Annotated in this window: 8 protein-coding genes; 1 reads left to right on the plus strand and 7 read right to left on the minus strand. The window is 70.6% G+C overall.

Going from position 1 to position 11,322, the window contains the following annotated elements; all coding sequences use genetic code 11:
- Nucleotides 1-82: 82 nt before the first annotated feature.
- The 5 genes from topA to pgeF form a co-directional block, all read right to left on the minus strand.
- Complete coding sequence (topA, locus tag ACX114_RS25285) at nucleotides 83-2,677, minus strand: type I DNA topoisomerase (RefSeq protein ID WP_459288574.1); 2,595 nt, start codon at nucleotides 2,675-2,677, stop codon at nucleotides 83-85.
- 23 nt (nucleotides 2,678-2,700) lie between these two features.
- Entirely contained in the window at nucleotides 2,701-3,831 is a 1,131-nt protein-coding gene (locus tag ACX114_RS25290) for a DNA-processing protein DprA (RefSeq protein WP_459288576.1), read from the minus strand.
- A gap of 140 nt (nucleotides 3,832-3,971) precedes the next feature.
- Nucleotides 3,972-5,186 carry a LysM peptidoglycan-binding domain-containing protein gene (locus tag ACX114_RS25295; protein WP_459288578.1) on the minus strand — a complete coding sequence of 405 codons (1,215 nt, stop codon included), beginning with the start codon at nucleotides 5,184-5,186 and terminating at the stop codon, nucleotides 3,972-3,974.
- 26 nt (nucleotides 5,187-5,212) lie between these two features.
- Entirely contained in the window at nucleotides 5,213-6,088 is an 876-nt protein-coding gene (locus ACX114_RS25300; protein ID WP_459288580.1) for a tetratricopeptide repeat protein, read from the minus strand.
- Between the two features lie 88 nt (nucleotides 6,089-6,176).
- Nucleotides 6,177-6,935, minus strand: coding sequence for a peptidoglycan editing factor PgeF (pgeF, locus tag ACX114_RS25305; RefSeq protein ID WP_459288582.1), 759 nt, complete (start codon nucleotides 6,933-6,935; stop codon nucleotides 6,177-6,179).
- A gap of 213 nt (nucleotides 6,936-7,148) precedes the next feature.
- Here pgeF and ACX114_RS25310 point away from each other — a divergent pair, with 213 nt between their 5' ends.
- On the plus strand, nucleotides 7,149-9,074 hold the full coding sequence (locus ACX114_RS25310; RefSeq protein WP_459288584.1) for a GGDEF domain-containing protein: 1,926 nt from the start codon (nucleotides 7,149-7,151) through the stop codon (nucleotides 9,072-9,074).
- Nucleotides 9,075-9,093: 19 nt separating this feature from the next.
- Here the strand turns inward: ACX114_RS25310 and ACX114_RS25315 are convergent, their stop codons facing one another.
- On the minus strand, nucleotides 9,094-9,687 hold the full coding sequence (locus ACX114_RS25315) for an SGNH/GDSL hydrolase family protein (RefSeq protein ID WP_459288586.1): 594 nt from the start codon (nucleotides 9,685-9,687) through the stop codon (nucleotides 9,094-9,096).
- Between the two features lie 64 nt (nucleotides 9,688-9,751).
- Nucleotides 9,752-11,251: a trypsin-like peptidase domain-containing protein gene (locus ACX114_RS25320; protein ID WP_459288588.1), complete on the minus strand. Its 1,500-nt coding sequence runs from the start codon at nucleotides 11,249-11,251 to the stop codon at nucleotides 9,752-9,754.
- Between the last annotated feature and the right edge of the window lie 71 nt (nucleotides 11,252-11,322).

An 11,322-nucleotide genomic window follows, 5' to 3' on the forward strand; every position in this document is an offset into this window, starting at 1 on the left:
ATCCGGACTTCTAGGACTTCGCCCGCGAGGGTGTCAAGCCAGGGGGCCGGGCCTACCCCCCTGGAATGACTGGGCTTTCCCGTCAGGCTTCCACGGTGGGCGTGGGAGCAGGCGCGCCTTCCGCGGAAGCCCCCGGAATGGCGGGCTCCACCACCTCGCGGCGGTAGTCGCACTCCTTATTGGGGCAGGCGATGTAGGCGCCGTCCCGCTTGGAGAACTTCTGCAGGAGGTAGGGCGACGCGCACTGCGGGCACTGCTCCGCGAGCGGCCGGTCCCACGCGGCGAACTTGCACTCTGGATACCGGTTGCAGCCGAAGAAGATCTTCCCGCGGCCGCTGCGGCGCTCGGTGAGGTACCCCACCTTGCACTCCGGGCAGTTGACGCCAATGGAGATGGGCTTGGACGTCTTGCAGTCCGGGTAGCCCGAGCACGCCATGAAGCGCCCGAACCGGCCGCGCTTGATCACCATGGGCTTGCCGCACTTCTCGCACTTCTCGTCCGTGGTCTCCTCCTCCACGATGACGATCTTGCCCTCGGCGTCCCGCTTGAAGTCCTTGGTGTTCTTGCAGTCGGGGTAGTTCGAGCAGGCGAGGAAGTGGCCCATCTTCCCGAACTTGATGACGAACGGGTTGCCGCACTTCTCGCAGGCGATGTCGGTCTTGATCTCCTCGCGCTTGACGTCGCGCATCTCCGCTTCGGCCTTCTCCAGGGTCTCCTTGAAGGGGCCGTAGAAGTCGTGCAGCACCGTCTTCCAGGACGCGCCGCCGTCGGAGATCTGGTCCAGCTTCTCCTCCATGCTGGCCGTGAACGACACGTCCAGCTCATGGGGGAAGTGCTTCACCAGCAGCTCGTTGGTCATCTGCCCCAGGTCGGTGGGACGGAAGCGGCTCTCCAGCTTCTCCACGTACTTCTTGTCCTGGATGTTGGAGAGGATGGCCGCGTACGTGGACGGACGCCCGATGCCGCGCTCCTCCAGCTCCTTCACCAGCGTGGCCTCGCTGAAGCGCGGAGGGGGCTGGGTGAAGTGCTGCTCGTTGAGCAGCTTGTCCAGCGTGAGGACCTCGCCCTCGTTGAGCGGGGGCAGCTCGCCCACCACGTCCTCGGCGCCCTCTTCACCGGCGGCCTTGGCCTTCTCCGCCGCGGCCTCTTCCTCCGGCGTGAGGCCGGAGCCGTAGACGCCCAGGTAGCCGGGGAACTTCAGCGTGCTGCCGGACGCGCGGAAGGTGGCGCGGCCCGCGGTGATGTCCGCGCTGGTCTGATCATAGACGGCGGGCTTCATCTGGCACGCGACGAAGCGGTTCCAGATGAGCTCGTAGAGCCGGAACATGTCCAGCTCGTCCATGGCCTCGAAGAAGGCCTTCACGCGCTCGGGCGGGTACTCCAGGGACGTGGGCCGGATGGCCTCGTGCGCGTCCTGGGCGCTCTTGCGGCTCTTGTAGACCATGGGCTCCGGCGGCAGGTAGTCCGCGCCGTACTTCTGCCCGATGAACTCGCGCACCTGCGTCACGGCGTCGTCGGACAGGCGCGTGGAGTCCGTACGCATGTACGTGATGAGCGCCGTCTGGCCCTCCTCACCCAGCGGCACGCCTTCGTACAGCTTCTGCGCCAGCGTCATCGTCTTCTTGGCGGTGAAGTGCAGCCGGTTCGCCGCCTCCTGCTGGAGCTTGGAGGTGATGAAGGGCGCGGGCGCGTTGCGGCGGCGCTCCTTGCGGTCCACCTTCGTCACGGTGAAGGGGGCATCCTTCAGCTCCGCGACGAGCCCGTCCGTGGTGGCGCGGTCCTTGAGCTCCACCTTCTTGCCGTCCACGCGGGACAGCTTCGCCTTGAAGGGCGGCGGCCCCTGCGGGCCCTGCACCAGCGCGTCCAGCGTCCAGTACTCTTCCGGCTGGAAGGCCTTGATCTCCGCCTCGCGCTCGACGATCAGGCGCACCGCGACGGACTGCACGCGGCCGGCGGACAGGCCGCGGCGGATCTTCTTCCAGAGCAGCGGCGAGATTTGATAGCCGACGAGCCGGTCGAGGATGCGGCGGGTCTGCTGCGAGTCGTAGTTGTCCTGGTTGAGCTCACGCGGCTGCGCGATGGCGTCCTGCACGGCGCGCTTGGTGATCTCGTTGAACGTCACCCGGAGCGAGTCCGGGTGGCCCAGCTCCTCCTTGATGTGCCAGGCGATGGCCTCGCCCTCGCGGTCGGGGTCCGTCGCCAGGAAGACGCGGTCCACCGTCTTGGCCATCTTCTTCAGCTCGTTGAGGACCTTCTCCTTGCCCTTGATGACCGTGTACTCGGGCTTGAAGTCGTCCTCCACGTCGACGCCAATCTTGCTCTTGGGCAGGTCCTTCACGTGGCCCACGGAGGCCTTCACCGTGTAGCCGGAGCCCAGGTACTTCTTGATGGTCTTCGCCTTGGCGGGCGACTCCACGACCACCAGATAGTGTGGGCCCTTGCCACGGCGCTCGGGCACTTCTTCTTCGGCGTCCGCGTCCGCGTCCACGGTGGGGAGCTCGTCGGCGTCCGCGCCACGGCGGCGGGCCGCCGTCTTCTTCTTGGCGGTGACCTTCTTGGCAGCCGTCTTCTTCTTGGCGGCCTTCTTGGCCGCCGGCTTCTTCGCGGCCGCCTTCTTGGGCGTCTCCTCCGCCGCCGCCTCCGTCTGCGCCGCCTGTGTCTTCTTCCGCGTGGCCATGGCTCTCCTACCTCGAACTGCCTCTAGACCTTCTCGTACCGTTTACCCGGGTGCTGGACCACCAGCCCCGACAATTCCAACTCCACCAGGGCGCTCGTGAGCGCCGCGGGTGACAGCGGGCTCGCGGCGAGCACCTCGTCGAACGAACGGGGAACCCGGTCCAACAGCCCATAGGCCCCGCGCGCTTCCGCCGACAACGCCTCCCACCACCCACTGTCCCGCCCTGCGGGGACCGCACGGACCGGATGAACGCCCACGACCGCGCAAATCGATTCCGCGGACGTGCATGCCCGGGCCCGCCCGTCCGCCAGCAGGGCGTTGCAGCCCGCCGCGGCCGGCTGCCAGACGTCCCCGGGCAGCGCGAACACCGGCCGGCCCTGCACCCGCGCCGCCTCCGCCGTGTACAGCGCCCCGGAACCCTCCCCCGCCCGCATCACCAGCACCGCATCCGACGCGCCAGCGATGAGCCGGTTGCGCCGGGGGAAGGTCGTCGTGCTCGCCCGGACTCCGGGCGGCAGCTCGCTGAAGTACACCCCGCCCCGCTCGAGGAAGTGGGGCAGCAGCCGAGCCTGGGCGGGGTCCAACGCGTCCAGCGCGGAGCCCAGGAAGGCCCACGTCTCCCCACCCACATCCAGCGCGCCCCAGTGACAGGCCCGGTCCACGCCCTCCGCCGCGCCGGACACCACCCCCACCCCGGCCTCCGCCACCTTGCGGGCGAACGTGCGGGCGAACGGCAGGAAGCCTTGATCCGGGTGACGGCTGCCCACCATGGCCAGCCTGCGCCGGGGCGGCCCCGGGTTGCCCAGGAAGAAGAGCAGCGGAGGCGCGTCCTCCAGCCCCACCAGCCGGGCGGGATAGGCCGGTGAGCCCGCGAAGGCCACCTGGAGCCCCGTCCGCGCACAGGCCTCCTCCGTCCGGGACGCCAGGGCGTCCAGCGATGCGACGGTGGCCAGCCGCTGGCGGACGGTCGAGGGCACCGGCGCGTCCGCCACCCAGTCCCGCACGGGCGTGGACGCGAGCCGGGACAGCGCCCCACCGGCGAACGCGCGCACGGCGTCCAACGTCCGGGGCCCCAGGCCCGCAATGGCCCAGAGCGCCAGGGTGGCGCGCTGCTCGTCCCAGTGTAGGTGCGTGTCCGTGTTCGTGTCCGCCATGCCGTCCCCCGCCTGATTCCCACCTATATAGAGGTGGTCCCGGGAGGGGCGTGACACATAACACCGGTTCTTCGGGGGTCAAGCGACCCGCCCTTCCCGGGCGGCCGGAATGCAGCATTCCTGCCGATCGCCGCCCGCGTTCAGCGGCTGGCGGTGGGCGTTCCGTCCTTGCGCATGGTGGCGCGGTCGCCGGCGGAGATCTCCACCATGGAGCGGGTCACCAGGCAGTTGGAGGTGCGCTCACGCACTTCCGTGACCATGCACTGGGCCACGGCCTCCCAGGGGTAGGCGTTCTGGCCCTTGCCCGAGTCGCCCATCTTGTAGTCGCTGCGGCCGAGCACGTCCTTGCTGGGGTCGCCGCGGCGCTCGATGGTGAAGGTGTTGCCCACCTGCACGCCGTCCGCGGTGCCGCGGTCCACGACGACGAAGTTGTGCTCGCCCAGCAGCGTCTGGCCCGGCGTCATCGGCGTGAGCACGAAGCCGGGGATCTCCTTGCTGTTGGGCTTGGGGGCGACGCGCTCCGACAGCTTCTCGCTGGAGGGGCCCACCAGGTCGCCGCGGGCGATGGGGTCCCAGGTCTCCATGATGCGCGCCGTGACGACGTCGTTGTTGATGGCGACGACCTGCACCGTGCCCAAAAGCTCCGTGAGGTAGCCCGTGCGCGCGTTGGTCACCGGGTGCTTCACCTCTTCCACGGTGTGGAAGATGACGTAGCGGTCGCCAATCTTGGCGGACCCGCGCTTCTTGAAGCGCAGGTAGACCTTGTCCGGAGCGGAGAGCATCAGCGCCTCGGAGGTCGAGCCCTCGATGCGGCCCGCCTCGTCCAGCTCGCGCGTCGTCACGAAGCCCTTGGTCGTCACCGCGCTGGACTTGGACGGGTCGAAGCCGATCTTCCCGGTCACCGACACCAGGCTGCCGCCGCTCACGTCCGTGGGCGCCGCCACGTCGTCGGAGGGCAGGTCGCCGCCCTCCACGCGCGCGGGGACCTCCTCGCCGCCCGGGAAGAACTTCACGTTGTTGCCCGGGTAGATCCAGTGCGGGTTGGCGATCTGCGGGTTGTAGGACCAGACCTTGGGCCAGTACCAGGGGCTGCCCAGGTAGCGCTGGGACAGGTCCCACAGCGTGTCGCCCGTCTCCACGGTGTGGACCTGGCCGGGCGCGCTCTCACGGCCCTGCGGGGCGCCGGGCGGCAGCGTGACGGAGGTGGGGCGCTGCTCCACGTCGTCGGAGATGTCCTGCCCTTCCGTCTCGGAGGACGGCTGGGGTTCTTCCTCCTGCGCGTCCTGGGCGAAAGCCGTCCATGCCGGCGCGACGGTGAGGGGCACGAGCAGGGAGGCGAGGATCCGGGAGCGCATCGGACGACGTCCTTTCACAAAAGGTCTCAAGGCGAGAGCGCGGCGAGCCGCTGCTCCGCCTGCGTGGCGGCGGCCGTCCCCGGGAACTGGGTGACGACGCGGGTATAGAGGGCACGGGCATCCACGGCCTGGTTCAGCCGCACCCGGCACTCCGCGAGCCGGAGCATGCCGTCCTGGACGGCGTCCCCGGCGGGGTAGTTCTTGATGAGCTTCTCGAACGTCTTGGCCGCGCCGGCCGCGTCCTTGAGCCCCATCTGGCCCAGGCCGCTGAAGTACAGCGCGTTGTCGGCCCTGGGGTGGCGCGGGTTCTCCGCCGCGAAGCGCGTGAGCGTCTCCACGCCGCCTTCCACGTTGCCGGTGCGCAGCATGGCCACCGCGCGCTCGTATTCGGCGTCGAGGATGTCCAGATCCTTCTCCGGCGGCTCCATGCGGGCGGCCGTCGTGGAGCCCATCGCGCTGATGGCGCCCACGGAGCCGGTCCCGTTCGAGCCCTCCACCGGGGAGATGAACATCTCCATCTGGTCGGCGTCCGGCTCCATCACCGCCACCGCCGTGTTGATGCGCGGCGCGGGTTCCTTCTTCGGCTTGAGCCGGACCACCGTCAGCTCCGCCGGCGCCAGGCTCAGCGCCTCGCCCGCTTCCGGCGAGGCGGCCTCCGGCTTCGAGCTCGCGGTGGCCTTCGGGGATGCGGCGGGGGCCGGGGCGGCGGTGCGGGCGCGCGAAACGGCGTCGCGGTTCTCCAGCCGCTCCAGGCGCTCCAGCAGCGACGCCTGGGAGGCGCGCAGCGTGCGCACCTCCGCCTCCAGCCGGCCCACTTCCGACTGCGAGGCAGCGGTGGTGGCGCAGGCGGTCGGCGCGGACAGCGCGACGGCGGCAAACAGGCGGAAGAGGAAGGGACGCACCGGCACGAGCCTGGACGGAGGGAATTCCACGTCGAGGATAGGAAGGCCGGTCGGAGACCGTCAAGAAAACGACCCCGGCGGGCCTCCGCTAGAAGCGGTGCAGCACGTAGTTGAGGTGACGCCCGGTGCGCCCCGCGTCCCGGCGGTGGGAGAAGAACCGGTCCGGATCACACGCCGTACAGGCCTGTAGCACGTCCACGTGCGCCGGCTTCAGTCCCGCCTTCAAGAGGGACGCCTTCACCGCGCGTGGCAGGTCCAGGTGCGGCTTGTCCCCCGCGCGGACCACCTCCGGGCCGAAGCGCGCGCGGAAGCGGTCACCCAACTCCGGGGACACCTCGTAGCAGCAGGCCTGGATGCAGGGGCCCACCGCCGCCAGCAGGTCCTCCGGCCGGCTGCCCCGCGCCACCAGGGTCTCCACCGTGCGGGCGCTGATCTCCAGGTCCGTGCCCTTCCAGCCGGAGTGCACCGCCGCCACGCGCCGGGCGCGAGGATCCACGATCAGCACCGGCACGCAGTCCGCGGTGCCCACCGCCACCCAACTGCCCTCCCCTTCCGTCCACAGCGCGTCCGCCTCGCCCAGCGTCGGGCGCAGCACGTCGTCGGCTTCGCCGCGCGCCTCCAGCACCGTGTCGCCGTGCACCTGCGACACCCGGCACAGCGCGCCCACCTGCGCTCCCGCCGCCCGGGCCAGCCGGCGGTGGTTCTCCTCCACGCGGGGGCGCTCGTCGCCCACGGAGAAGCCCAGGTTCAGCGACGCGTAGGGCCCTTCGGACACCCCACCCGCGCGCGTGGCGAAGCCGTGCGGCACCGGCAGCAGCGCGGACGTGAGGAACTGGGGCGTGGACATGGCGGGAACTCCTCTTTTCGGCGGCGGCTTCGGGAGTACCGCCACCGTGTCACGGGTACAGCCCGTGAAAACAGGAACATGCCGGGGAACAACACCCCCGTTTCAATATTTCGACGCCAGTACGTTTGACAGGGCGTGTCATGCCCCTGACAATTTCACCCTCCGGCGCTCGCGGACAGAACGCGAGAGTCCGGAGCACACTGCGCCCCGCACATGGCCCTCGGTTCCGAGACGATTGGCAGGAAGCTCTTGTGGAGCATCGCGCTGCCCGGGTTGGTGGTGGCGCTGCTGGGCGTGGGGCACTTCTCGCGCGAGGCACGCCAGGCGGTGCGGGAAGGCACGCACCTGGAGGCGCTCGCGCTGGCGGAGGCGGTGGCCTCCACCTTTACGCTGCCGCAGACGCCGGGCGCGGCACCGCATGGCGCGGTGGCGGAGGTGCTGTCATCGGACACGCGGCTGTTCCGCTCCGTGGAGGACCTGCGGATCCTGACGCCTGATGGGCGCATCCGCTGGAGCCGGCGGCCGGCGGAGCAGGGCCACCCGCACCCGGAGGCCGCACGGCTGTCCGCGACGGGGCCGGAGACGGCGCGCTCCAGCGACCGCGGCACGGAGGTGGTGCGGCCCCTGGGCGGTCCGGAGTGCTCCGGCTGCCACACTGGCGAGGCCGCGCAGCGCATGGGCGTCCTGCAGGTGCGCATGGGCGAGCCCGCGCTGACCCGCCAGCTCCAGACGGTGTTCCAGGACGCGCTGGGCGCGATGGTGCTCTTCGTGGGCATCCTGGGGCTCGTCACCTGGCTGTCCCTGCGCTTCGTGCTCACCGCGCCGCTCAAGCGGCTGAGCGAGGCCATGGGCCGCGCGGCGGACGGCGACCTGCTGGTGCGCGCGGAGGCCCGGGGCACGGATGAGATTTCGCGGCTGGGCGCGGCCTTCAACCAGATGCTCGCGCGGCTCACCTCCATGAAGGTGGAGGAGATCGACACGCACCGCGACCTGCAACTGGTGAAGGAGAAGCTGGCGCTGAAGGACGAGCTGGAGGAGCGCCTGACGGAGCTGTCGCTGCTGTTCGACGTGGCCCGCTCGCTCAACACCACGCTGGAGCTGGACGAGCTCCTGTCGCGCATCACCCGCATGGTGGTGGAGCGGCTGCACATCCCGGACTTCTCCATCATGCTCCTCAACGAGGAGGGCCTGCTGGAGGTGAAGCACGCGTGGCCGCAGGGCCGGGGCCTGGAGGGCCACACCTTCGCCATGGGCGAGGGCGCGTGCGGCCGGGCCGCCCAGGCGCGCAAGGCCGTGTACCTGCCGGACCTCACGGACAGCACCAGCATCTTCGCGCGGCGCGGGCTGCGCGGCGGCTCGGAGCAGGGCTCGCTGCTGGCGGTGCCCATGGTGCACGCGGACACGCTGCTGGGCGTCATCAACTTCCAGCGCCCGGAGACGGCGAGCATCTCCGCGGAGGAGATCGAGCTCTTCACCGCGGTGGCCGACCAGGCCGCGACGGCGGTGACGAACGCGCGCCTGCACGCGGAGACGGTGAAGCTCACGCTGACGGACGCGCTCACGGGCGTGCCCAACCGCCGCCACCTCTTCCAGCGGCTGGACCTGGAGCTGGCGCGGGCCCAGCGCTTCGGCGTGCCGATGGCGCTGCTGATGGTGGACGTGGACCACTTCAAGCGGCTCAACGACCTGGCCGGGCACCGCGCCGGGGATGAGACGCTGCGCCGGGTCTCCGACGTGCTCCGGACGCGTGCGCGCAAGGTGGACACGCTGGGGCGCTACGGCGGCGAGGAGTTCGTGCTGCTCTTGCCTCAGGTGTCCAAGGCCACGGCGGTGGAGGTGGCGGAGACGCTGCGCCGCGCGGTGGCGGACTCCGTCACGCTCAGCCGTCCGGGGCTGCCCGGGGGCCACGTCACGGTGTCCATCGGCGTCTCGCACTTCCCCACGGACGCGACGGCGCAGGACACGCTGGTGGACTGCGCGGACTCGGCGCTCTATTGCAGCAAGCGCACGGGCCGCAACCGCGTGACGGCATTCGAGCCCGGCATGGAGGTCCACCCCGGCCGCGAGCGCAGCATCAGCACGCCGCCCACGGACGCGCCCTCCACGCCGCCCGCTCCCACGGGCATCGCGAAGGCCTGAAGGCGCCCTGTCCTGCTGCCTACCGCCGCACGAGCGTGCGGACCACGGGGAGCATCAGGTCCGCCCACTCCTCGTAGCCTTCCGCGGACGGGTGGAAGCCATCCGAGCAGAAGAAGTCCGGGCGCCGGGGGATCATCTCCCGGCTGGCGGTGTACAGGTCCACCAGGTGGAGCCCGTGCGCGCGGGCCACGGTGGCGATGGCGTCGTTGAACGGCTCGATGCGCCCTTCGTACAGCGCGCTGGGCACCATCTTCGCCACCGGCGCGAGCGCCATGTCCGCCAGGTTCACCACCACCATGGACGCGCCCGTCTGCTTCAGCCGCCGGGCGATGCGGTCCAGGTCGTCCTGGAACTCGGCCACCTCGGTGCCGCGCCAGATGTCGTTGGTGCCCACGCCCAAGCTGATGAGCGTGGGTTGCAACGCGACGACGCGCTTGAGGGCGTTGTTGACGATGTCGCGCACGCGCGCACCGCTCTGCCCCAGGTTGGTATGGCCCACGGGGAGGCCGTCCTTCCGGAGGCGGGAGGCGAGCCGGTCGGGATAGCCCCCGCCCTGCGACGCCCCCACCCCCACCGCCGTGCTGTCACCCAACGAGACGTAGTTGACGCTCATCGATACTCGTCCACCCCCGTGTTCAAGCCGTTGAACTGAAGTCCCCAGGCCCTGCCGTGCCCGCTCAGGGCACGGTCAGCGCGCGCAGCAGGCGTCCGCCGCCCGGGCCGGCCACGCGCAGGAGCAGCGTGCTGCCCTTGGGCGCGGCGCGGATGGCCGCGGCCAGCTCCTTCGCGCTCGCGATGGGCTTCTTGTTCGCCTCCACCACCAGCATGCCCGGCGTCAGCTGCGCGCGGTCCGCGGGCGAGCCCGGGACGATGTCGGTGATCAGCGCGCCGGCGCGCTCGGTGAAGCCCGCCTGGGACGCCGTGCGGGCATCCAGGTCCTGCAGGGACACGCCCACGCGGCGCGAGCTGTCCTGCTCGTCGTTGGCCGACGGCTTCTTCTTGGACAGGCCCTCCAGGTCCGGCCGGGTGCCCATGGTCACCTTGACGTCCTGCTTCTTGCCGTCGCGGTAGAGGGTCAGCGTGGCGACGCTGTTGGGCTTCTTGAGCGCCACGGTGCGGGTCAGCTCGCTGTCGGAGCGCACCGGCTTGCCGTCCACGGCCACCACCACGTCGTCCGGCTTCAAGCCGGCCTTCGCCGCCGGGGAGTCGGGGGTGATCTGCGTGAGGATGGCGCCCTCGCTCACCGACAGCTTCAGCGCCTGGCCCAGCTCGCGCGTCAGGGGCTGGATGCCCACGCCCAGCCAGCCGCGCGTGACGGCGCCCTCCTTCTCCAGTTGGGGCAGCAGCGCCTTGATGAGGTTGCTGGGCACGGAGAAGCCGATGCCCGTGCCGCCGCCGACGATGGCGGTGTTGATGCCCACCACCTCGCCCTTCATGTTGAAGAGCGGGCCGCCGGAGTTGCCGGGGTTGATGGCCGCGTCCGTCTGCAGGAAGTCGTCGTACACGCTGGCGCCGATCTCACGGGCGCGCGCGGACAGGATGCCCACGCTCACGCTGGAGGCCAGGCCGAACGGGTTGCCGATGGCCAGCACCCAGTCGCCCACGCGCACGGCGTCGGAGTCCCCCAGCTTCACGGAGGGGAGCTGATCCACCTTCTCCTTGATCTTCACCACGGCCACGTCGGTGAGCGGGTCGCGGCCCACCACCTCGCCCGTGAACGAACGGCCGTCGTCCAGGCGGATGGTGATGGTGACCGCGTCCTCGATGACGTGGTTGTTGGTGAGCACCAGGCCCTTGGGGTCGATGATGAAGCCGGACCCGGCGCCCTGGCGGATCTGCTCGCGCTCGCTGCGGCCACCGCGGCCCCGCCCGTTGCCTCCGAAGAAGCGGTCGAAGAGCGGGTTGTCCTCCATGCCCTCCGGCACCTCAGGGCGAGCCTGCACGTCCACGTTCACCACGGCGGACTTCACCGACTCCACCAGGGGCGCCAGCGAGGCCAGCGACTGGGCCTCACGCGTGGCGGGCTGGAGGTTGCCGGCCTGACCGGTGACCGCCTGCTGCGTCTTGGGCGCGGCCGGCTGGGGAGCGGGAGCCTGCGCGAGGGCGAGCGTGGGCGACGCCAACACCAGCACGGCGGCCACGAGCTTGCGACGGGACGAAGAGAGCGTGTGGGTCATGGATTTCCTCAACCTAAAGCGGAAACGAAGCCCCGCAACCGGAACGACCGTGTCCGGTGACGGAAGGTGAA

This window comes from Corallococcus sp. M7 (assembly GCF_054512695.1).